Consider the following 21,219-nt stretch of genomic DNA (forward strand, 5'->3'; position numbering starts at 1 on the left):
CAGGCCGTGGTGTGAAGGCTCGCTCGCGCGGGGCCGCACGGACAGGGGGCGGCCTGAGGCCCGGCCCTTCGGGGGCCGGCAGGTCAGGAGAAGACGACGGACCGCAGGCGGAGCCGGTCGCCCGCGCCCGCGCCGGGAGGCAGGGTGTAGTAGATGTCGCCCTCGCAGTCGGGGCCGAGGAAGACGGTGGCGGTGGCGTCCGTGTGGTTCTTGGGGGCCCTGGCGGCCGATCCCGGCTCGGAACCCGGGCCGCGCAGATTGATGCACTCGCCGCTGACGGGGTGGTTCAGGAAGCCGACGGCTTCGTATCCCTCGGCGGTGGTGTACGCGTAGCGGAACTGGCCGGTCGCCGCCGAGGCCGAACCGGGTGCGGACAGCAGCAGGACAAAGGCACTACAGGCGGCGCCGAGGGCCGCGGTGAGGGAGCGAGCGGACATCGAGATCTCTCTTTCGGGTGTTGATGGGGTCAGTGCCAGCGATGCCCCGAAAACAGTTGGATAGGCGCTTTGTCCCTCGAACGGGTCGCCGCGTGGGTCGGACATGCCCTTAGGGGGATGGCGGTACGTTGATCCGATGACCGAATCCCTGCCGCCCGGCGGCGCTGTTCTCGACGCGGACGAACTGGATGCCCGGTGGGCGCATGCCTGGCGGCCCGAACAGGCCGCGGAGCGGCTGCACGGGGTCGGTGTGCCCTGGTGCGTGGCGGCGGGGTGGGCGCTTGACCTGTTCCGCGGAAAACAGACCCGGCCCCACGGCGACCTGGAACTCGCGGTCCCCGCAGCGGGGTTCACGGAGATCCGCGACCGCTTCCCCGGGTACGTGTGTGACGCGGTGGGCTCGGGAAAGATCTGGGCGGGCGCGGGAGCCGAGGCACTCGCCGCCACCCACCAGACGTGGCTACGGGACCCGGCGAGCGGCCGTTACCTGTTCGACGTCTTCCGCGAGCCGCACGACGGGGAGACGTGGATCTGCCGACGGGACGAGAGCCTGCGGCTGCCCTACGACGCGATCATCGAGCGGACCGCGGACGGCATCCCCTATCTGATTCCGGAACTGGTCCTGCTGTTCAAGGCGAAGGCGGCACGCCCCAAGGACCGGGCGGACTTCGGGGCGGTCCTCCCGCTGCTGGACGCGGCGCGGCGCGAGCGTCTCGGGGAGTGGCTGACGCGGGTGCATCCCGGACACGGCTGGCTGACGGAACTGGCGGTCGGCTGAGGCAGTCCGCACGCCCTTCGGCTTCGAGTGCGAAGAAACCCTCGGGGATGGCGCAGAATTCATCGCCCTCAGGTCCGCCATCACGCGGAACCCGCCATCCGCGTACCGCTCCGGCCTGCGCCCGCCGAGCCGCTCCCTTTTGATCGGTTCGACCGGCTGTTAGCGTGCGCGGATGGAAGATCTTGGGGCCGTGGCCTGGCCGCCCGAGCCGATCAGGACCGAGAGGCTCGTGCTCCGTGAGCCCGAGGCCCGGGACCGCGCGGCGTTCATCGAACTGCTCGCCTCGCCGCAGGCGCACACCTACCTCGGCGGCCCTCGCCCGCGTGACGAGCTCGAACGCGAGATGCCCGAGGTGCCCGAGCGGTGGCCCGGCAGCTTCGTCGTCGATCTGGACGGGGCGATGATCGGACAGATCCTGCTCAGGCGAGCCACGGGGCACGCTCGCCCCGCCGCCGCGGGGAAGGCCGACCTCGGCTATCTGTTCCTGCCGCGGGCGTGGGGACTCGGGTACGCCGCCGAGGCGTGCGCGGCGGCACTCGGCTGGCTCCAGGACACGCTGCCCGGCGAGCCGGTGGTGCTCACCACCCAGAGCGCCAACGCCGCTTCGATGCGGCTCGCGGCGAAGCTGGGGTTCACCGAGGCGGAGCGGTTCGTGGCATGGGACGCCGAACAGTGGCTCGGCATACGGCCCCCGGCCACCCGGCCCCATTGAGCCGCGGCACGCGCTCAAAACCCGCCTCTCAGGCGGCGGCCTCTCGCGCGGCCTCCGGCAGCCGGGCCACGCCGGCAGGCCGGCCGTCGTGGAACATCGAGGCCAGCTGCCGGTCCTGCGCCCGCGCCCCGCGTACCTCGAGCCGCTCCCGGCCGCCGGGCAGGACCCCGAGGAGCCGGTAGCGGAGGGTGTTCCCCGCCAGGGCGAGCAGCAGGGCCCAGGGGAACCGGCGTCGCAGTCCCAGATCGCGCATCCCGTCCTTCCCCATGAAGGCGCTGAGGATGCTCGCCTGCCGGGCCCGCTCATAGCGCCGGTGGAGCCGCTCGACGGTGGGAGCGCGGTGCCCGAAGTCCCGTTCGGCCTGGGCGTCCAGAGTCAGCCGGGCCAGATCCCGGCCTGCCTGGGTCTGCCCGCCGGCGGCCAGCAGGATGTGGTAGTTCCAGCGGTGCCGGACGTGCTCGACATCGGTCAGCCACTCCGGCGACACACCCATCAGCCAGCCGACGTACCGCCACAGGTGCATGAGGTCGTCGCGCTGCGCACGGGTCAGCCGCACACCCAGGGCGAGGCAGCCGATGATCACGGTGCTGTCGAAGAGCCCGAGGGTGGCCGCCTGATCGGCCTGGTTGACCGGACAGCCCCAGCGTCCGGTGTCCCAGCGGGATTCGAACCGGGCGTTCACCAGGGCGTGCATGGCGCGCACATGCACGGTGAGGCGCCAGCCCTCCGCGCCGGGCCGCAGGCCCCCGGCCCGGGTGACGGCATGGGACCACGTGCTCGTCTCGCCCAGGCGCCGCAGAGTCGTCCCGCCCGACAGCCCGCCGGTGAGGACGAGCAGGTCGGCCGGGCCGCCGAAGCGGTAGCCGCCGATGAGGGAGAGGAGGGTGAGCACGTCGCCGCTGTTGCGGCCCAGGAAACGGTACGCCGCGGCTCCGCGCTCGATCCGGTCCCAGTCCACCCACTCGGGTACGGTCGTCGCCTGTTCGAGGAATGACCGCAGCGCGGGCGGCAGATCGTGGGACGCGTCCGCCGCGCGCAGCGCCCGGCCGATCTGCGCGTGCGTGACCCGGCCCGGATCTCCGGCCGGCCGCCGCATCGCCTCGGCGAGGGCGGCGCCCAGCTCGTCCCGCTGGAGGAGAGCGTCGCCCACCCGCTCCATGAGGGCCTCGTCGACCTCGTCGTCGATGCCGGTGAAGAGGAAGAGCGCACGGGCGATCTTGCGGCCGCGCCGCTCGGCCTCCCGGAAGCGGCGGGGGAAGCGGGCGCCGTCACGGACCTCGCTGCTCTGCGTCATACCATCCGTTGTAACGCGAACATTCACTCGCATACAACGCATGCGGCGCGGAAGGCGCGACAGAGGCGCTCGGCGCCCGGCGGGTCCTCGGACGGCCCGCGAGCCGGCGCGCGGAACCGATCGAAGAACTCACCGTGCCGGCGGCGGCGCGGTCACCAGGCAGGCGACCCTGCCCCAGGCGATGCGGGCCGACCGGCCGCTCACATGGGCCGGTCCACGCCGGTCCACGCGGCGCACAGCGCATCCTCGCGCGCGCCGCACGGGAACCCCGCACGCTCTACCGGCGCCCGCAGACGGCGGAAATGATGAGCGCACCGCACACGAACCAGGTGATCCGCACCCCCCTGCCCCCGGGCCGGGCGGGCCCGCGGCGGAAGGAGCTCACGGTGTTGCTTCTCATCTCCCCGGACAGTGTCGAGGAGGCCCTCGACTGTGCGAAGGCGGCGGAGTACCTCGACATCGTCGACGTCAAGAAGCCCGACGAGGGCTCGCTCGGCGCCAACTTCCCCTGGGTCATCCGGGAGATCCGCGACGCCGTCCCGGCCGACAAGCCGGTCTCCGCCACCGTGGGGGACGTACCGTACAAGCCCGGCACGGTCGCCCAGGCGGCGCTCGGCGCGGCCGTCTCCGGCGCCACGTACATCAAGGTCGGCCTCTACGGATGCACCACGCCCGAGCAGGGCATCGAGGTCATGCGCGCGGTCGTACGGGCGGTGAAGGACCACCGTCCCGACGCGCTCGTCGTCGCCTCCGGGTACGCCGACGCCCCTCGCATCGGCTGCGTCAACCCGCTCGCCGTACCCGACATCGCCGCCCGCTCCGGCGCCGACGCGGCCATGCTCGACACCGCCGTCAAGGACGGCACCCGGCTGTTCGACCACGTTCCGCCCGACGTCTGCGCCGAGTTCGTCCGGCTGGCCCATGCCGCCGGCCGGCTCGCCGCCCTCGCCGGCAGTGTCCGACCGGCCGACCTCGGTGCGCTGACCCGCATCGGCACCGACATCGTCGGCGTGCGCGGAGCGGTCTGCGAGGGCGGTGACCGCGATGCCGGCAGGATCCAGCCGCATCTGGTGGCCGCCTTCCGGGCCGAGATGGACCGGCAGGCCCAGGAGCACGCGGCCGGCGTCGCCGCCGCGAACTGACCGCCGGCATGCCGACATCCGAGCCCCCGACATCCGGGCCCGACCGCGTCCCCGGACGCGGGGACGCGCGCTTCGCCGTCGTGGATCCGTCGACCGGGGAGACCTTCGACGAGGCTCCCGACCAGCAGCCGGACGAGTTGGACGCCGTGGTCGACCGGGCCCACCGGGCGTGGCACGACTGGCGCGCCGATCCCGCCGCCCGCGCCACCGCCCTGCGCCGGGCGGCCGACGCGGTGGAGGCGGCCGGTGACGATCTCGCCCGGCTGCTCACCCGGGAGCAGGGCAAGCCGCTGGCCGAGTCGTACGCGGAGATCGCCCGTACGGCGGCCCGCCTGCGCTACTTCGCCGGCCTGGCCCCCAGAACCAGGCGGATCGGCGACGGCCGGCCCGTACGGAGCGAGGTCCGCTGGCGGCCCCTCGGGCCCGTCGCCGCGATCGTGCCGTGGAACTTCCCGCTCCAGCTCGCGGCGGCGAAGTTCGCGCCCGCGCTCGCGGCGGGCAACACGGTGGTCCTCAAGCCGTCACCGTGCACGCCCCTCGCCACCCGGCTGCTCGGCTCCGTCCTCGCCACCGCGCTGCCCGAGGACGTGCTGACCGTCGTCACCGGCCGGGAACCCCTCGGCGCCCGCCTCGCCTCCCACCCGCGCATCCGCCATGTCACCTTCACCGGCTCGGTGCCCACCGGGCGGGCCGTCGCCAGGGCGACGGCGGCCTCCCTCGCCCGGGTCACCCTGGAACTGGGCGGCAACGACGCCGCGGTGCTGCTGGACGACGTCGACGTGGACCGGATCGCGGACCGGCTGTTCTGGGCCGCGTTCCGCAACTGCGGACAGGTCTGCATGGCGGTCAAGCGCGTCTACGCCCCGGCCCGGCTCCATGCCGAGGTCGTGGAAGCCCTCGCCCGGCGCGCGAAGGCCGTCGCCGTCGGATCCGGCCTCGACCCGGACACCCGGCTGGGCCCGGTCAACAACGCCCCCCAGCTGGCCAGGGTCGAGCACCTCACGCGGCGGGCCCTGGCCGACGGCGCCCGCGCCGCGGCCGGGGGCCACCGGCTGGACGGGCCGGGCTACTTCTTCGCACCCACGATCCTCACCGACGTCCCGCCCGACAGCCCGGTGGTGACGGAGGAACAGTTCGGCCCCGTCCTGCCGGTGCTGCCGTACCGCGGCCTCGATGAAGCCGTCGACGCGGCCAACGGCACCGGCTTCGGCCTGGGCGGCTCCGTATGGGGCACCGACACCGACCGGGCCGAGGCGGTGGCCGACCGGCTCGAATGCGGCACCGCCTGGATCAACCACCACGCCGAACTCTCCCTCGCCCAGCCCTTCGCGGGCATCAAGGACAGCGGCGTCGGCGTCGCGGGCGGACCGTGGGGGCTCTACGGCAATCTCCGGCCCTTCGTCGTCCACCGCCCGGAGGAGGAATGACGATGAGGTTCCAGGCGGCCGTACTGCGCTCGTACGACGGCCCGTTCACGGTCGAGGAGGTGACCCTGCGCACGGAACCCGCCGAGGGCGAGATCCTGGTCGAGATCGCGGGCTGCGGGATGTGCCGTACCGATCTCGCGGTACGGCGATCGGCCGGCCGCAGCCCACTGCCCGCGGTGCTCGGCCACGAGGGGGCCGGGGTCGTCGTGCGGACCTGCGGCGGCCCGGAGGCCGCGATCGGCGTCGGCGATCACGTCGTACTGAGCTTCGACTCCTGCGGGCGCTGCCGCAACTGCCTTGGCGCGGCCCCCGCTTACTGCGACTCCTTCGCCGCCCTCAACCTCTTCGGAGGCCGCGCGGAGGACACCCCGCGCCTCACCGACGCGACCGGGGCAGCGCTGGCCCCCCGGTGGTTCGGCCAGTCCTCGTTCGCCCGCTACGCGCTCGTCCCCGCCCGCAACGCCGTACGGGTGGACCCCGCACTGCCCCTCGAACTGCTCGGACCTCTCGGCTGCGGCTTCCTCACCGGCGCCGGAGCCGTCCTGAACACCTTCGGCGCAGGCCCCGGCGACACCCTCGTGGTCCTCGGCGCGGGCGCGGTGGGCCTGGCCGCGGTGATGGCGGCCACCGCCGCCGGCGCCCCGGCCGTCGCCGTCGACCGGCATCCCCGGCGGCTGGCCCTGGCCGAACGGTTCGGCGCGATCCCGCTGCCCGCCGAAACGGCCGGACTGCCCGAGCGCATCCGGCGGCTGACCGACGGCGGCGCGCAGTACGCGCTGGACACCACGGCCTCGCCCCCGCTCGTCAACGACGCGCTCCGCGCCCTGCGCCCCACCGGAACCCTCGGCCTGGTGGCACGCCTGCACACCGCGCTGCCGCTCGAACCCGGCACGCTGGACCGGGGCCGCGGCATCCGCCACATCTGCGAAGGGGACGCCGTACCCGGACTGCTGATACCCCGGCTGACCGGGTTGTGGCGGGCCGGACGCTTCCCCTTCGACCAACTGATCCGCGCCTACCCCCTGTCCGAGATCAACCGGGCCGAACGCGACTGCGACGAGGGCCGCGTGGTCAAACCCGTGCTCCTGCCGGAAGGAAGAGGCCGATGAGCGCGGCATACGGCACTCCGGACCCACCGCGTCCGACCGGCAGGCCCCTCGCAGTCCCCACCCCCGCACCCCCCGTCGACGGAGGAGACATGGCCGGTACGGCGCCCCAGCACACGGACGTGGAAGGCGTGGACGGGGGAGTGGGCCTGACCGCCCTCCTGGTCGCCGCGGCACGGGCGATCGAGACCCACCGCCACGACAGCCTGGCCCAGGACATCTACGCGGAGCCCTTCGTGCGCGCCGCCCCGGCGTGCGCGGACTGGCCGGTGCGCATCCAGCAGGTCCCGGACGGGGACGACAACCCGCTGTGGGGGCGGTTCGCACGCTACTTCGGCCTGCGCACCAGGGTCCTCGACGACTTCGTCCTGCGGTCGGTGCGCGCGAGCGCCCGCCAAGTGGTGCTGCTGGGCGCGGGGTTGGACACCCGCGCCTTCCGGCTGGACTGGCCGTCCGACTGCGTGGTCTTCGAGATCGACAGGGCGGGCGTGCTGGCGTTCAAACACCAGGTGCTCACGGAGCTGTCGGCCACGCCGAGGGTGAAGCGCGTTCCCGTACCGGTCGACCTGCGCGAGGACTGGGTCACCGCGCTGTCCACCGCCGGCTTCGACCCGGCCGTGCCGAGCGTCTGGCTGGCCGAGGGCCTGCTCTTCTACCTGCCGGGCCCCGCCGAGACCTCCCTCATCGACAGGGTGGACCGGCTGAGCGCCGAGGGCAGCGCCCTGGCCTACGAGGCCAAGCTGGAGAAGGACCTGCTCCAGTACCGTGACAGCGCGATCTACACCGCGACCCGCGCACAGATCGGTATCGACCTGCTCCACCTCTTCGACAAGGGGCCCCGCCCCGACTCCGCGGCCCAGCTGACGGACAGGGGCTGGTCCGCCTCGGTCCACACTCCCTTCGAATTCACCGACCGACACGGCCGCGGCCCCCTCCCCGAGCCGAACGACGCGCTGGAGGGCAACCGATGGGTGTTCGCGGACAAGGCCCGCCTCTGACCGGAGCCGGGCCTTGTCCGCTCGGCAACGGCAACCGGACGCCCCCGCGTCGAAGACACGTTTTTGGACGTGGCGGGAATCCCGGCGCGAGGCGCATGCGCGTGCGTGCCGGATACATCGACCCTTGGCCGGGCGGCCCGGTCGGGGAGTTCTTGAGGTGGCCGAAACGCCGATGGCCGTCATGGGGGCCGCCGTGTGAGCCGTCCGGCCCTGGGACGCGCGCGCGGAAGGCGGCTGTCGTGGAGTGTGACGCAGCGGACATCCCCGGCGTGAGGTCGATCACGACCTGGTGGTGAGCGGGTTTCCACGGCCTTCGGAACGCGGCCCGGAGGACAGGGATTCGTGCAGCCCGGAAAGGCTTGCGGACGGGCGTGCGCGCCAGGGGCCGGGACTCGACGTAATCGGTCACCGTTCGGTCACCCGGCACAACCGGCGGCGGACAGCCCTTAGACTCGGCGCCCGTACCAGTCATGATCACTACGGGAAGGGACCCCATGTTCCAGGACGCTCCGATCTACCACCAACTTGTCGCGGAGCGTGGCGACGTACCTGCGCGCGTACGGGACGCGGCGACGAGCATATTGCGTGAACTCGACCACGTGATGGGGGGAATGGCGTTGCCCGCCCTCTCGACCGGCCCGCTGCCGATGCGCCAGCCCGACGCCTCCGCGCGAGCCGCGCTCCAGCTGCCCAGGGCGTAGACCGCCGCCGGGTTGGGGGTGTCGCCGGGCGGATTCCTGTGCGTGCCGCGCACAGGAATCGTGATCACGGGGCAGGTCGCGACGCGGGCGGTTCCGCGCGGCTGTCCGCCGCCCAGGTCTCGAACGAGGAGGCCGGCGCCTCCCGCCCCGTGGGAAGCGGGAAGCCCAGCGCGACCAGGACGTTCAGCAGCATGCCGTGAGCGAGGAAGTCCAGGACCTCCGCGGCCGGCGCCTGGGTGAGTCCGGCCACCGTCCGCCAGATCCGGAGGAAGCCCCGCCGGGCGATCTCCTGGCACTCGGGGTCGTCCAACGCCCCCGAGTAGACATGCAGTTGCAGACGGAGCAGATCCCCGCCGCACACCAGTTCCTCATATCGCCGCCGCAGTTCGGGAAACGTGGAGAGGTTCCCGGCGCGACCGCGCAGGGCGGTCTCCGTCTCCTGGAAGGCGCGCTCCACGGCCGCCAGGTACAGGGCCCGCTTGCTGGGGAACAGCCGGAACAGGTACCCCTGCGAGATTCCGGCGCCCTGCGCGATCGCCGTCGTCGACGCGCCGTCCGGCCCGAAGCGCCCGAACTCCGTCATGGCGGCCCGTAGTACCGCTTCCCGACGCTGATCCGCGTTCTGCCTCGCCATGGCCACCATTCTCATTCATGCCGCAGGCCCCCGGCCCGGTCCGCCTCACCCGCTCGGGCGGGTCGGCGCCGGACGCCCGGACGCCGTACGGCGCGGACCCGCATGCCGTACGGCGCGGAGCGGCCGGGCGTCAGCACGCCGAGTTGTAGTCCGGTTCGGGGCAGGTGGGAAGGGACCAGGGCGACCAGGTGCCGCCGGCGGAGCGGGTGCGGTGCCAGGGGTTGCCGTCGGTGCCGGTGACGACGATCGAGAACACCCAGCCGCCGTCGCTCACGTCCCAGACGGAGATCCCGCTCCGGGCGACGCCGCCCATGGACTCCCAGCCGTACCAACTGCCGTCGGGCAGGCTCCAGTTCGTCCACACGGCGCTGTCGGTGCCGATGACGAACACCTGCTCCGTGCCGTTCGGGAGCGGCTCGGACGTCACGGTGTAACCGCAGTTGTACGCCTTGCCCATGAGCTTGCAGGTGCCGGCCTGGGCCGGCGCGGCGGCGATGCCGAGACCGCCCAGGGCGACGGTGGCGGCGACGAGAGCGGCCTTGATCTTGTTCATGTCCGATTCCTTCGCGTGAGCCGGGGTTCCGGTCGGCGGCGCCGGGGCTGATGCCCCTTCACCGGCCTGAGGAAGTCGATCACGGCGGAGTTGTCCCGGACCATGCGGAAGCACAGGCAGAACTGCCGTACGGCTACTTCTGCCTGTGCTCCGTCCGCGGGCGGTGGCCCCGGGCCCGGGTCAGCCGGCGCGGGTCCCGGTCCAGCCGTCGGCGAGCAGGCCGAAGACCCGGTCGAGGGCCGCGTCGGGATCGCGGGAGCCTCGGACGAGGACGGGTGCCTCCAGGGCGAAGTGGGCCAGGGCCTGGCAGCCCGCGTCATCGGCGGGCAGTCCGGCGTCGTCGGCGATCGCGGCGGCCAGGGCGTGCTCGTGCCGCAGCCACATCCGGCGGGCGTACTCGCGCAGTGCCGGGGTGGTGTCGATCAGGCGCAGGAAGTCGTCGAACCCGGGATCGGTGTGCACCCGCCGGGAGTGTTCGCCCTTCAGCAGCCGGTGCAGGGCCTGCGGCACGGACTGGCCGGAGGGGCGCTCGCGGACCGCCGCGACCAGCGCCGCCTCGCGGTCCACGTCCTGGTCGAAGACCAGCGCCTCCTTGCCGTCGGGGAAGTGCTTGAAGAGCGTGGTCACCGAGACGTCGGCCGCGTCGGCGATCTCGCGCACCCCGACGTCGTCGTAGCCCCGCTCGGAGAAAAGCCGCAGCGCCGCGTCGGCGAGGGCCTGGCGGGTGGCTGCCTTCTTGCGCTCTCGGCGCCCCATCTCGGTCACCGGACCACCTTATCCCGATCGTGGAGCGAATCAGAAAGTTGAGCTGTTACGCTTTTTTAGCGGTTGCACCTCCGGAGGGGGTGCTGTCGCGACTCGTTCGCGACCCGCGCCACCCGAGGGGAAGGTCCCGATGACGAACAGCACACCCCGGCCCACCGCACCGCGCGTCTGTGTGATCGGCGGCGGGCCCGCCGGCCTGACCTGCGCCCGTGTCCTGCAAGGACAGGGCATCGAGGTCACGGTGTACGACGCGGACGACGCCGTGGACTCCCGTGATCCCGGCGGCACGCTCGACCTGCACGCCGACTCCGGGCAGATCGCCCTCGAGGACGCCGGGCTGCTCGACGCCTTCATGGCGCGGGCCCGGCCGGAGGGGCAGGCCAAGACCCGCCGCGATCACCAGGGCGCGGTCCTGGCGGAGTTCGTGCCGGGCCCCGGCGACGAGGCCGCGCCGGAGATCGACCGCGGCCGGCTGCGCCGCATGCTCTTCGACCACCTGCGGCCCGGCACCGTCCGCTGGGGCCACCGGCTCGTCCGCGTGGACCCGCTCGGCGCGGGCCGGCACGGTCTGGAGTTCGCGGACGGCACCACCGTGGCGGCCGACCTGGTGATCGGCGCCGACGGAGCGTGGTCGAAGGTCCGCCCCCTGGTCAGCGAGGCCGCCCCGCGGCACCTGGGGGTCTGCTTCCTGGACGCCCGGTTCGACGAGGTCGACTCACGCCACCCCGAGGTCGCCGGGATCGTCGGCGCCGGCCACATGTTCTCCAACGACAACGACGGCCGCGCGGTGATCCTCCAGCGCAACGGCGACGGCGTGGTCCGCGGCTACCTCGCGTTCCGTGCCGCGCCCAACTGGCACGTCGCCGCCGGTGTGGACCTCGCCGACCGGGAGAGCGTCCGCTCGTACCTCGTACGGGAGTTCGGCCACTGGTCGTCGGACATGCGCGCGTTGATCGTGCGCAACGACGGCGACTACGTCCCGCGGTCCTTCTGGGCGCTGCCCGCCCCGCTCACCTGGGAACACGTCCCCGGCGTCACGCTGATCGGGGACGCGGCCCACCTGATGGCCCCCTTCGGCGGTCACGGCGCCAACCTCGCGATGCTGGACGGCGCGGAACTCGCGCACGCCGTCCGCCGGGCCGTCGGCCCCGACCCGTCGGCCACCCTCGACGAGGCGGTCGCCCAGTACGAGTCGGAGATGTTCGCCCGCTCCGGCGAGCTGGCCGCGAGCTCCAACGAGGCCCTGGTGCGGTTCTTCGCCACCACCGACGAGCCGGACCTCCCGCCGGACCAGGAGCAGGAACACCGGGACTACCTTGCCCGGGCGGAGGCGTACCGGCGGGAGCGGGCCCGGGGGAGGGGCGAGCGGACCGGGGCCTAGGGCCTCTCGTTTGGATCTTGCCGGGCTCGCGGGGTCTGGTGCCGCGCCTCGCGGCGTTGTCGTCGGTTGCCATGGCTCCGCCATGTCGCCCTCCTCCGCCTTGCGACGCACGGCACCAGACCCCGCTCCCTGATCCGGCCTGATCCAAACGAAAGACCCTAGGCGCCGCCGCCGATCCCGCCGATGCGCTCAGTCCGGGTTCCTGATCAGGCGGTTGAGGTGGCGCAGGCCGGGCGCGTACGCGGATTCGGGGGTGTTGCCGTAGCCCAGGACGAGGCCGTTGTGGGTGGTGCCGGGGAGCAGGGAGTACTGGGACAGCGGCCAGGGGGCCAGCCGGTGGCGCCGGGCGGCGCGGGCCAGGGGCTGGTCGGGGACGTCGGCCGGCAGCCGTACGGTCAGGTGCATGCCGCTGTCCCCGCCGGTGACGGTGTGAGGCACGCCGAGGTGGTCGGCCAGTGCCGTCCTGAGCGCGTCGCGTCGGCGGCGGTAGAGGCGGCGCATACGGGCGAGGTGTCTGGCGTACTGCCCGCTCTCCATGAAGTGGGCGAGGGCGAGCTGTTCGCCGCGGTGTCCGCCGCGCAGCAGCTCGTCCACCACCGGTGCCGCCCGGTCCGCCAGCGCCTCGGGCAGGACGAGGAAGCCCAGGCGCAGGGAGGGGAAGAGGGTCTTGCTGAAGGTGCCGACGTAGAACACGGGTGCGCCGGGGGTCAGGCCCTGCATGCAGGCGAGGGGCTCCGCGGTGTGGCGGAACTCGCTGTCGTAGTCGTCCTCCACGATCCAGGCGCCGTGCAGGCGACACTTCTCGATCAGGTCGAGGCGCCGGGAGGCGGTGAGCACCGCGCCGGTCGGGTACTGGTGCGCGGGAGTGGTGCAGACGAGGCGGGGCGGGTGCCGCTTCCAGTCGGCGGCGGTGGTCCGCAGGCCCTCCGCGTCGACGGGCATGGGGATGACGTTCAGGTCGCCGCAGGCCAGCGCGGTCTGTGCGCCCCGGTGGCCGGGGTCCTCCAGCCAGGCGGTGTCGCCCGGGTCGGTGACCAGCCGGACGCACAGGGAGAGCGCCTCCTGCGCTCCCTCGGTGATGACGAGCTGTCGGGGGGTGCAGTCGATGCCGCGGGCGAGCGCGAGGTGGCGCAGGATGGCGGTCCGCAGGGCCGGTTCGCCCCGTGGCGGGCCGTAGCCGAGCAGCTGTGTTCCGCCCTGTTGGAGGGCCCGGTCCAGGGAACGCCGCCAGGAGGCCAGGGGGAACTGGGCCAGAGCGGGGACGCCCGGGGTGAAGGCGAGCGAGTCGGCGTCCGCCGGGCCGGGCGTGCGGATTCGGTCGCCGCGTCGTGACAGGGTGGCCGGGGCCGGCCGGGCAGGGGTCTCCGGCCGCGGGCGGGCCAGGGCGGCGACGCGGGTGCCCTGTCTGCTCGGCTCGATATAGCCCTCCGTGCTCAGGACGTCGTACACGAGCGTCACGGTGTTGCGTGACACCCCGAGGCCCTGGGCCAGGGCGCGCGAGCCCGGCAGGCGGCTGCCCGCCGGGAGGCGGCCGTCGAGGACGGCGGCCCGCAGGCGGTGCAGGAGCTGCTTCTGCAGGGAATCCCCGCCGCGGGCCCGGGACAGCGGCGCCTGGAGCAGGAAGTCGAACGGCGGCCCGAGGGCTTCACGGTCGTCCGGTCCTGGTGCGATCCCCGCGCGTGGCTCCATGAAATGACCCTACGGTGGACCTTATCGAGGGTCCATGCGGCGGCCTAGCCTGAGCGGGAGAGATCAGCACACACCAGGAGAAGAGCATGTCCGCGCGTCTCAATGAACACGGTCAGCCCGTCGGCCCGTCGCTGCCCGGCTGGACAGCCCGTCCCGCGCCCGCCCGGGTCACCCTCGACGGCCGCTTCTGCCGGGTGGAGCCCCTGGACGCGGACCGCCACGCCGAGGATCTGTACTCCGCCTACGCCCTCGCGCCGGACGGCGGCGACTGGACGTACATGGGGGCCGGTCCCTTCGACGACCCGGCCGCCTGCCGCGCCCACGTGACCGCGGTGGCCCGGGGGGACGACCCCCTGTTCTACGCGGTCGTCGACGTCCGCACCGGCAAGGCCGCGGGCATGCTCTCCCTGATGCGCCAGGATCCGTCCAACGGCGTCGTCGAGGTCGGCAGCGTGGCCTTCTCACCGCTGCTGAAGCAGACTCCGGCGTCCACGGAGGCCCAGTTCCTGCTCATGTCCTATGTCTTCGACGAACTCGGCTACCGGCGCTACGAGTGGAAGTGCGACAGCCTGAACGCGCCCTCGGGCCGGGCGGCCCTGCGCCTGGGCTTCACCTTCGAGGGGATCTTCCGTCAGGCCGTGGTCTACAAGGGCCGCAGTCGTGACACGGCCTGGTACTCCCTGCTCGACTCCGAGTGGCCACAGGCCGGCAAGGCCCTGCGGGAGTGGCTCTCGCCCGACAACTTCGACGCGCGAGGCCGCCAGAAGCGGTCCCTTGCCGATCTGCGCTCGGCCGGCGCGCTCGACGAGAAGCCGTGACGCCGGCGCTCGCCGTACGGACAGCACAGGCCATCGATCCGAATGATCATCTGACATAAGATCATTTCCTTCTGTTGACCAACGGGATCGGTCACCAGACCGGTTCCGACGAGGGGGACCCATGAACAAGACCCGCGCGACGCTCGTCCTGGCCGCCACCGCACTGACTCCGGTACTGCTGCTGGCCGGCCCGTCCTTCGCCGCCGCCCCGGCCGTCCCGCACACGTCCGCGGTGGCCGGCTCCGACGAGGACAACGCCGTCGCCATCGCCCGGATCCTGGCCGACCCGGCCGCCGGCAAGGCCGTCAGGCGGGAGGCCAATAAGGCTCTCGACGGCACGCCGGCCGACCGGGCCGCGTTCCTCGCCACCGGCTACGCCAAGGCCCAGGACGAGGACAACGCCTTTGCCATCGTTCGGCTGCTGGCCGACCCGGCCTCCGGCAAGGCCGTCAAGCGGGAGGCGAACAAGGCTCTCGACGGCAGCCCGGCCGACCGGGCCGCGTTCCTGAAGAGCGGCTTGCGGCTCGCCCGGGCGGAGGACGACCGCGTCGCCACCGCCCGGATCCTGGCCCGCCCCGGCATCAGCAAGGCCCTGCGCGCCGCGGCCGAGAAGGCCATGGACGGCACGCCGGAGGAGCTGCGTTACTTCATCACCGTCGGCCAGTACCAGGTCTGACCGGCCCCTGGTCAGCCGCGCGGACGGAACTGAGGGCCGTAGGTCGCCCCGGGGCCGGTGACAGGCATCTCCATCAGTTCCACGGCGGGGGTCTCCAGCCTGCGCATACGACGCACGGCGGTCCTCAGGCTGTGGTGGTCGCCCTCCCGCCACGCCGTTTCGAGCGCGTCGAGAACCGTGGTGTACGTGTCGTCGAAGTCGTCCAGGAGCCTGCGGGCCCCGGCGGGCGGCCGGGGCCAGCCGCCCGCCGGGACGACGGACATGGGCCGCGTGTCGGGGAAGGGGACCGGAGCCCCGGTGAACTGCCATGTGCCGTCGGCCTCCCGCAGCCGACGTCCGTGGTAGATCTCGGCGAACGCGTAGTAGTGCGCCAGGTGTCCGTCTCCCAGGTCGTCGGCGGGGGAGACCGAGGTGCCCTCCCCCTGGTCCTTGATGACCTCGATCGAGCGCTCGACGTCGTCGAGCGTTCTGACGGGCCTGAGGACGTCCTCGCCGACGCGTTCGCACAGCTGCCGGTCGGCGGACAGATCCGGGGCCACCGACCGGAACGCCGTGAGCAGTTCGTCGTAGAAGTGGCCGATGCTGAGAGGGTCGCGCGCGCTGCCGGTCAGTGGTGCCGCGGGCGCCTCGATGGCCATCATCACGTCCCGTACGAGCGCCCTGGTCAAGCCTGACAGGTATACGTCCACCCCCGGATGCACGCCGCCCGGCAGCGGGCCCGGGTAGACCGGCGCCGCTCCCTTGATCCGGGGGCGGCCCCCCAGCGCGACCAGCAGATTGCAGACGATCCCGAGGTGGTACATCTCGTCGGAGACGATGCGCCGGATCAGCCGGGCGGCGTCGCACGTGCGGTTCTTGATGGACCACCAGCCGCACAGATAGGGCGGGATGGTGGAGAACTCGATCTCCACGGCCACCTGGAGGGCCGATCTGAGCCAGTCGACACCGCGGTGCTTCTCGGGGACGGTGATCAGGCGGGCCACCCTCCCGCGCCGTGCCGGAATGTGCCGTGCGGGCTTCGCGGGCGGGCGACCGGGAGCGCACGCGGCCGCCGAGACCTGCGTGCCCGCGGCCAGCGCGGCGGACGCCAGGAGACTGCGACGCCGCACAGGAGATCCGGCCGGCTCCTCGGGAATTCCGGTCGCCTTCGTCACCGCCGCCTCCGTACCCGCCGGTGCTCCCGGCATCGCCCTCGAACCAGGTGCGCGAAGCTAGCAGCCTCGCCCGGTCCCTGAGGGGTGTCCGCGACGGCCGACGCGGCTTCTCACGCCGTCGGTCCAGAACCGGGAACCAGGCCGCGGCTCGCGACGACTACCTGGGGATCGACGGGTCGCCCGTACCGGGAGACCGGATGTGATCTTGGATACCCGAGCGGAGCCGTGGTTGCGCGCAAGCGGGGGGACGGCTCTACGGTGGGCGGGCCGTGGTGTTCGGGAAGACCGGTGACAGCCCTCAGCGGGGCTCAGACCGGAGCGGCCCTCGCCACTGTGATCGGGGAGTGCCCGTCCCAGTTCTGCACGGTCACTGTTCGCCGCCCGGCGGACGGGAAGGCCGGGACGTACACGCGCGCACCCGTAAGCCAGGAGACCGGCCACGGCACTTCACGAGCTGATCCACGAGGTGCTGGAGCGTGACCGCATGACCCTGCCCGCAGAGCCGACCCGATTTCACTGGCGGCGCGAGGACACCGTCCGTACCGCCGGGCTGCTGGTGGTGATCGCCGCCCTGCACGTCGTGGCGTTCGGCATCCTGTTCCTGCTGGTCGTGCCCGGCCACTACGAGATCGGCTCCAAGGCGTTCGGGATCGGCCTCGGGGTGACCGCGTACACCCTGGGCATGCGGCACGCGTTCGACGCCGATCACATCGCCGCGATCGACAACACCACCCGCAAGCTGATGGCCGACGGCAAGCGTCCGGTGTCGGTCGGCTTCTGGTTCGCGCTCGGCCACTCCAGCGTGGTGGTCGCCATGGCGGCCCTGGTCGCGGGCGGCGCACAGCTCGCCGGCACCCTGCTCGACGACGACTCCCGCACCCACCAGACCCTCGGCGTCGTCGGCACCACGGTCTCCGGGACGTTCCTCTACCTCATCGCGGCGCTCAACCTCGTGGCGCTCGCGGGCATTCTGCGGGTCTTCCGCGCGATGCGAGCGGGCACGTACGACGAGACCGCGCTGGAACAGCACCTGGACTCGCGGGGGTTCATGAACCGGTTCCTGGGCCGCTTCACCAGGTCGATCACCCGGCCCGGGCAGATGTTCCCGCTGGGCTTCCTGTTCGGGCTCGGCTTCGACACCGCGACCGAGGTCACCCTGATGGTGATGGCGGGCAGCGGCGCCGCGGCCGGGCTCCCGTGGTACGCGATCCTGTGCCTGCCGCTGCTGTTCGCCGCCGGGATGAGCCTGTTCGACACCCTCGACGGCACCTTCATGAACTTCGCCTACCAGTGGGCGTTCTCCAACCCGGTGCGCAAGGTGTTCTACAACCTGACCATCACCGGCCTGTCCATCGCGGTCGCCTTCCTGATCGGCACCATCGAACTGGTCGGCGTGCTGCACGAGAAGCTCGACCTGAGCGACGCGGTGACCGGCTGGATCGCCGATCTGGACCTGGACAACGTGGGGTACGTCATCGTCGGCCTGTTCGTGGTCGTGTGGGCGGCGGCCCTGGCGTACTGGCGGCTGGCCAGGGTGGAGCAGCGGTGGGCGGGCCGGCTCGGCGAGGGCGGCTGACCCTCCGGCCGCTCCCGGGACCTCCGTGAGCCGTCGTCAGCGCCGGTGGGCACCGGGGGCGCCGACGGCTATGGCGTACGTCACGATCATGCCCCGGAACTCGACGCTCCACCGGTCCGACTACTGCGACGGTACGGCTTCCACCGCCAGCTCTCGCACGACGGTCCGATGCGACCAGGAAGGTCGGGCATGGCCGATATCCCGTTGTCACCCGGCTCCACCCGTACGACCCCCGGCAGGCTGCTGCCGCCTCCCGCGCTCTGCGGATTCCTGCTCCTGCTGGTGCTGCTGTTCTCGGTGTCCTACGCCGTCGGCTCGGCGGCGGGGCCGGTGGCACCCGGCATGCACGGCACCGGGAGCGGCGGGAGCGGCGGCGGTACGGGCGACATGCCCGGGATGAGTCATGGGGGCGGCGAGTGACCGCTCTCGAACCGGCGGCGGAACTCGTCGTCACCGACCTCACCGTGGGCGGGATGACCTGCGCGGCCTGTGTCCGCCGGGTGGAGAAGAAGCTCGGCAGGCTGGACGGCGTCACGGCCACGGTCAACCTGGCCACGGGGCTCGCCCGGGTCAGCCACCCGGCCGATGTCGCGCCCGAGAGCCTCGTCACCGCGGTCGAACAGGCCGGGTACCAGGCCGCGTTGCCGGTGACCGAGGTCGCCGAGGTGGCTGCGAGGGCCGAGGACGAGGAGGAGGCCGGGTCCCGGCGCGAGCGGGAGCGCATCACGGTGACCGCGCTGCTGGCCGTACCGGTGCTGGTGCTCTCCATGGTGCCGGCCCTGCAATTCGGGAACTGGCAGTGGCTGTGCTTCGTGCTGGCCGCTCCGGTGGCCGTGTGGAGCGCCTGGCCCTTCCACCTCCGCGCGCTGCGGGGGCTGCGCCACTCCACGGCCACGATGGACACCCTGGTCTCGCTGGGGATCGTGGCGTCGTTCGCGTGGTCGGCGTACGCGCTGTTCCTCGGCGGGGCGGGTGAGCCCGGGATGCGGATGTCGTTCAGCCTCCTGCCCTCCGCGTCGGACGGCAGGGCGCACCTGTATCTGGAAGCGGCCGTCAGCGTCCCGCTGTTCGTGCTGACCGGACGGTTCCTGGAGGGGCGGGCCCGGCGGGGGACCGGGGCGGCGCTGCGGTCGCTCGCCGAGCTGGCGGCCAAGAAGGTCTCGGTGCGCGACGAGCTCGGCGAGCGGTCGATCCCGGTCGAGCGGCTGCGCGTGGGGCAGACCTTCGTGGTGCGGCCGGGGGAGCGGGTCGCCACCGACGGACGCGTGACGCGGGGCACCTCCGCCGTGGACCTGTCCCTGGTGACCGGCGAGAGCGAGCCGGTGGCGGTGGGTCCGGGCTCGGCCCTGGTCGGCGGCGCCGTCAACGCCGGCGGGCTGCTTCTGGTGGAGGCCACGGCGGTCGGCGCGGACACCCGGCTCGCGCGGATCACCCGCCTCGTCACCGAGGCACAGGCCGGAAAGGCACGGGCGCAGCGGCTGGCGGACGCGGTCGCCGGAGTGTTCGTACCCGTCGTCCTCGCCCTCTCGGTGACCGTCCTCGGGTTCTGGCTGGGTGCCGGCGCCGATCCGCAGGCGGCCCTCACCGCCTGCGTGGCCGTACTCGTCGTGGCCTGCCCCTGCGCGCTCGGGCTGGCGACGCCCACCGCGCTGATGGCCGCCACCGGGCGCGGGGCGCAGCTGGGCGTGCTGGTGCGGGGACCGCGGACACTGGAGGCCCTTCAGCACGTGGACACGGTCGTCCTGGACAAGACCGGCACGCTGACCAGCGGTCATATGACGGTGGCCCGGGTCACCGCGCTGCCGGGCGCGCTCGGGCAGGAGGCGCTGGTGCGGCTGGCCGGCGCCGTGGAGCAGGGCTCCGAGCATCCGATCGGACAGGCCGTGACCGCGTACGCCCGCCGCACGGGCGAGGTGGGACCCCTGCCGGACGTGACGGACTTCGCCGCCGTCCCCGGGTACGGGGTCCACGGCCGGGTGGACGGTCTGGCGGTCGAGGTGGGCTCCCCGGAGGGCGAGCTGCCGCGCGAACTGGCCAAGGCGCTGGCCGCGGCGGAGGAGGCCGCGCACACCCCGGTCCTGGTACGGGTCGACGGGCGCGCCAAGGCGCTGATCGCCGTCGGCGACGTGCTGCGCCCCGGCAGCTACCGGGCCGTGGACCGGCTGCGGCGGCTCGGCATCCGCCCGGTGCTGGCCACCGGAGACCGCAAGGCGTCCGCCGAGGCCGTCGCCGCCGCGCTCGGCATCGACGAGGTGCACGCCCGCTGCACCCCGGAGGGCAAGGCCGCCCTGGTGCGGAGACTGCGAGACGAGGGCGCACGGGTGGCGGTCGTGGGGGACGGGGTGAACGACGCCGCCGCGCTCGCCGGGGCCGACCTGGGCATCGCCCTGGGCAGCGGCGCCGACGTGGCCATCGGCGCGGCCGACCTGACCCTGGCCCGCGGGGACATCGAGGCGCTGGTCGACGCCGTGCGTCTGGCCCGGCGCACCCTGGGCACGATCCGGGCCAACCTGGCCTGGGCGTTCGGCTACAACGTCGTCACCGTGCCGCCTGCCATGGTCGGCCTGCTCGATCCCATGGTCGCGGCCGCCGCGATGTCGGCGAGTTCCGTGCTCGTGGTGGCGAACAGCCTCCGGCTGCGCAACTGGCGGCCGGCCGCGGCCCGAGGCCGGGCGCACGGGGCGCGTGCCGGGAAGGCGGGTGCGCGATGACGTGGATCGGAATCAGGGACCGGGTCTCGCGGGCGCGGGGCCTGGACCGGCGGCGGGTGCGGGACGGCGCACTGGCCGTCCTGGCGCCCGTCGTGGCGTGCTGTGCGGCGCTGGCGGGGCTGACCGCCTGGGTGGGCGCGGGCCGGGCCGGCAGTCCGGCGCGTATCCGTGTCACGGAGGGGCGGGTCCTGCTGCCGTCCGTCGGTGTTCCGGAGACGGCGGCGTTCTTCCGCGTCGCCAACGACGGCGGCTCCGCCGACACGCTCGTCCGGATCACGGCGCGTGGCGTCCCCGGCGAGGTCGCGCTCTCCCGGCACGTCATGACGCGGGGCAACACGGCCTACCGTGCCGAGACCGACTCCGTGTCCGTCGCCGCGGGCGAACGTCTCGCCATGTCGCCGATCGGTGTCGATCTGACGGTGCCCGTGCCCTCGAAGGCGTGGCGTTCGGGTGATCTCGTGCCGTTCACGCTGGAGTTCCGGCGCAGCGGCCCGGTCAGGGTCCTGGCCGTGGTGGTGCGGCCGGGTACGGTGTCGGCGCGGTAGTCGCTTCCCGTGCTCTCCGAGTTCCTGTGCGTCTGCTGTGAGTTGTGTCGCCTCATTGCCGGTGGGCCGAGGGGCGGGGTTCGCGCCCACCCCCTGACGGCGACCGGATCCCGGGTGCGAGG

Annotated in this window: 22 protein-coding genes and 1 riboswitch; of the genes, 15 read left to right on the forward strand and 7 right to left on the reverse strand. The window is 73.1% G+C overall.

Annotation, left to right across the window (positions count from 1 at the left end):
• Positions 1–83: 83 nt before the first annotated feature.
• Positions 84–437, reverse strand: coding sequence for a hypothetical protein (locus GHR20_RS34520; protein WP_194859068.1), 354 nt, complete (start codon positions 435–437; stop codon positions 84–86).
• Positions 438–573: 136 nt separating this feature from the next.
• Between GHR20_RS34520 and GHR20_RS34525 the strand changes: the two genes are divergently transcribed.
• Together GHR20_RS34525 and GHR20_RS34530 are read left to right on the forward strand one after the other, a co-directional pair.
• Positions 574–1,215, forward strand: coding sequence for a hypothetical protein (locus GHR20_RS34525; protein WP_153815466.1), 642 nt, complete (start codon positions 574–576; stop codon positions 1,213–1,215).
• A 172-nt stretch (positions 1,216–1,387) separates the two neighbouring features.
• Positions 1,388–1,927 (forward strand): GNAT family N-acetyltransferase, encoded by a 540-nt coding sequence (locus tag GHR20_RS34530; RefSeq protein WP_153815467.1) that lies wholly within the window; start codon positions 1,388–1,390, stop codon positions 1,925–1,927.
• Between the two features lie 28 nt (positions 1,928–1,955).
• Here GHR20_RS34530 and GHR20_RS34535 read toward each other — a convergent pair whose 3' ends face one another.
• Positions 1,956–3,221: an oxygenase MpaB family protein gene (locus GHR20_RS34535; protein ID WP_153815468.1), complete on the reverse strand. Its 1,266-nt coding sequence runs from the start codon at positions 3,219–3,221 to the stop codon at positions 1,956–1,958.
• 386 nt (positions 3,222–3,607) lie between these two features.
• Between GHR20_RS34535 and GHR20_RS34540 the strand changes: the two genes are divergently transcribed.
• From GHR20_RS34540 to GHR20_RS34560, 5 genes are all read left to right on the forward strand, one after another.
• On the forward strand, positions 3,608–4,363 hold the full coding sequence (locus GHR20_RS34540) for a (5-formylfuran-3-yl)methyl phosphate synthase (RefSeq protein ID WP_153815469.1): 756 nt from the start codon (positions 3,608–3,610) through the stop codon (positions 4,361–4,363).
• Positions 4,364–4,371: 8 nt separating this feature from the next.
• Entirely contained in the window at positions 4,372–5,790 is a 1,419-nt protein-coding gene (locus GHR20_RS34545) for an aldehyde dehydrogenase family protein (RefSeq protein ID WP_153815470.1), read from the forward strand.
• Between the two features lie 2 nt (positions 5,791–5,792).
• Positions 5,793–6,899, forward strand: coding sequence for an NAD(P)-dependent alcohol dehydrogenase (locus tag GHR20_RS34550; RefSeq protein ID WP_153815471.1), 1,107 nt, complete (start codon positions 5,793–5,795; stop codon positions 6,897–6,899).
• Positions 6,900–6,988: 89 nt separating this feature from the next.
• Complete coding sequence (locus tag GHR20_RS34555) at positions 6,989–7,894, forward strand: class I SAM-dependent methyltransferase (protein ID WP_153815472.1); 906 nt, start codon at positions 6,989–6,991, stop codon at positions 7,892–7,894.
• Between the two features lie 494 nt (positions 7,895–8,388).
• Positions 8,389–8,595, forward strand: a complete 207-nt coding sequence (locus GHR20_RS34560; protein ID WP_111582857.1) for a hypothetical protein — start codon at positions 8,389–8,391, stop codon at positions 8,593–8,595.
• A 64-nt stretch (positions 8,596–8,659) separates the two neighbouring features.
• Here GHR20_RS34560 and GHR20_RS34565 read toward each other — a convergent pair whose 3' ends face one another.
• On the reverse strand, positions 8,660–9,178 hold the full coding sequence (locus tag GHR20_RS34565) for a TetR/AcrR family transcriptional regulator (protein ID WP_194859069.1): 519 nt from the start codon (positions 9,176–9,178) through the stop codon (positions 8,660–8,662).
• 68 nt (positions 9,179–9,246) lie between these two features.
• On the opposite strand from GHR20_RS34565, the gene GHR20_RS38215 reads away from it, so the two are divergent.
• Positions 9,247–9,378 carry a hypothetical protein gene (locus tag GHR20_RS38215; RefSeq protein WP_275549803.1) on the forward strand — a complete coding sequence of 44 codons (132 nt, stop codon included), beginning with the start codon at positions 9,247–9,249 and terminating at the stop codon, positions 9,376–9,378.
• On the opposite strand, the gene GHR20_RS34570 is transcribed toward GHR20_RS38215, so the two are convergent.
• Both GHR20_RS34570 and GHR20_RS34575 read right to left on the reverse strand, forming a co-directional pair.
• On the reverse strand, positions 9,360–9,782 hold the full coding sequence (locus GHR20_RS34570) for a hypothetical protein (protein ID WP_153815474.1): 423 nt from the start codon (positions 9,780–9,782) through the stop codon (positions 9,360–9,362). The two genes, GHR20_RS38215 and GHR20_RS34570, sit on opposite strands and share 19 nt — an antisense overlap.
• A gap of 180 nt (positions 9,783–9,962) precedes the next feature.
• A complete protein-coding gene (locus GHR20_RS34575; RefSeq protein WP_181516216.1) occupies positions 9,963–10,538 on the reverse strand; it encodes a TetR/AcrR family transcriptional regulator in 576 nt (191 codons plus the stop codon).
• Between the two features lie 139 nt (positions 10,539–10,677).
• Here GHR20_RS34575 and GHR20_RS34580 point away from each other — a divergent pair, with 139 nt between their 5' ends.
• Entirely contained in the window at positions 10,678–11,928 is a 1,251-nt protein-coding gene (locus tag GHR20_RS34580; RefSeq protein WP_153815475.1) for an NAD(P)/FAD-dependent oxidoreductase, read from the forward strand.
• A 189-nt stretch (positions 11,929–12,117) separates the two neighbouring features.
• Here GHR20_RS34580 and GHR20_RS34585 read toward each other — a convergent pair whose 3' ends face one another.
• Entirely contained in the window at positions 12,118–13,617 is a 1,500-nt protein-coding gene (locus tag GHR20_RS34585) for a PLP-dependent aminotransferase family protein (protein ID WP_153815476.1), read from the reverse strand.
• Positions 13,618–13,703: 86 nt separating this feature from the next.
• Here GHR20_RS34585 and GHR20_RS34590 point away from each other — a divergent pair, with 86 nt between their 5' ends.
• Both GHR20_RS34590 and GHR20_RS34595 read left to right on the forward strand, forming a co-directional pair.
• Positions 13,704–14,435 carry a GNAT family protein gene (locus GHR20_RS34590; RefSeq protein ID WP_153815477.1) on the forward strand — a complete coding sequence of 244 codons (732 nt, stop codon included), beginning with the start codon at positions 13,704–13,706 and terminating at the stop codon, positions 14,433–14,435.
• A gap of 121 nt (positions 14,436–14,556) precedes the next feature.
• Complete coding sequence (locus GHR20_RS34595) at positions 14,557–15,111, forward strand: ALF repeat-containing protein (protein WP_153815478.1); 555 nt, start codon at positions 14,557–14,559, stop codon at positions 15,109–15,111.
• Between the two features lie 11 nt (positions 15,112–15,122).
• Here GHR20_RS34595 and GHR20_RS34600 read toward each other — a convergent pair whose 3' ends face one another.
• Positions 15,123–16,265, reverse strand: coding sequence for a ferritin-like protein (locus GHR20_RS34600; RefSeq protein WP_243878225.1), 1,143 nt, complete (start codon positions 16,263–16,265; stop codon positions 15,123–15,125).
• A 253-nt stretch (positions 16,266–16,518) separates the two neighbouring features.
• Positions 16,519–16,722, forward strand: a riboswitch (cobalamin riboswitch).
• Between the two features lie 27 nt (positions 16,723–16,749).
• On the opposite strand from GHR20_RS34600, the gene GHR20_RS34605 reads away from it, so the two are divergent.
• The 4 genes from GHR20_RS34605 to GHR20_RS34620 all read left to right on the forward strand — a co-directional run bounded on the left by GHR20_RS34605 (position 16,750) and on the right by GHR20_RS34620 (position 21,097).
• Complete coding sequence (locus tag GHR20_RS34605) at positions 16,750–17,841, forward strand: HoxN/HupN/NixA family nickel/cobalt transporter (RefSeq protein WP_153815480.1); 1,092 nt, start codon at positions 16,750–16,752, stop codon at positions 17,839–17,841.
• A gap of 189 nt (positions 17,842–18,030) precedes the next feature.
• Entirely contained in the window at positions 18,031–18,261 is a 231-nt protein-coding gene (locus GHR20_RS34610) for a hypothetical protein (RefSeq protein ID WP_153815481.1), read from the forward strand.
• Positions 18,258–20,552 (forward strand): heavy metal translocating P-type ATPase, encoded by a 2,295-nt coding sequence (locus GHR20_RS34615; protein WP_343336035.1) that lies wholly within the window; start codon positions 18,258–18,260, stop codon positions 20,550–20,552. Before GHR20_RS34610 ends, GHR20_RS34615 begins: the two co-directional genes overlap by 4 nt.
• The gene (locus tag GHR20_RS34620; RefSeq protein WP_153815482.1) at positions 20,549–21,097 is read left to right on the forward strand and encodes a copper chaperone PCu(A)C; all 549 of its coding nucleotides are present in this window, start codon (positions 20,549–20,551) and stop codon (positions 21,095–21,097) included. The genes GHR20_RS34615 and GHR20_RS34620 overlap by 4 nt, the downstream gene beginning before the upstream one ends.
• Positions 21,098–21,219: the final 122 nt, after the last annotated feature.

It is taken from the genome of Streptomyces sp. SUK 48 (genome assembly GCF_009650765.1).
Lineage (GTDB): Bacteria > Actinomycetota > Actinomycetes > Streptomycetales > Streptomycetaceae > Streptomyces.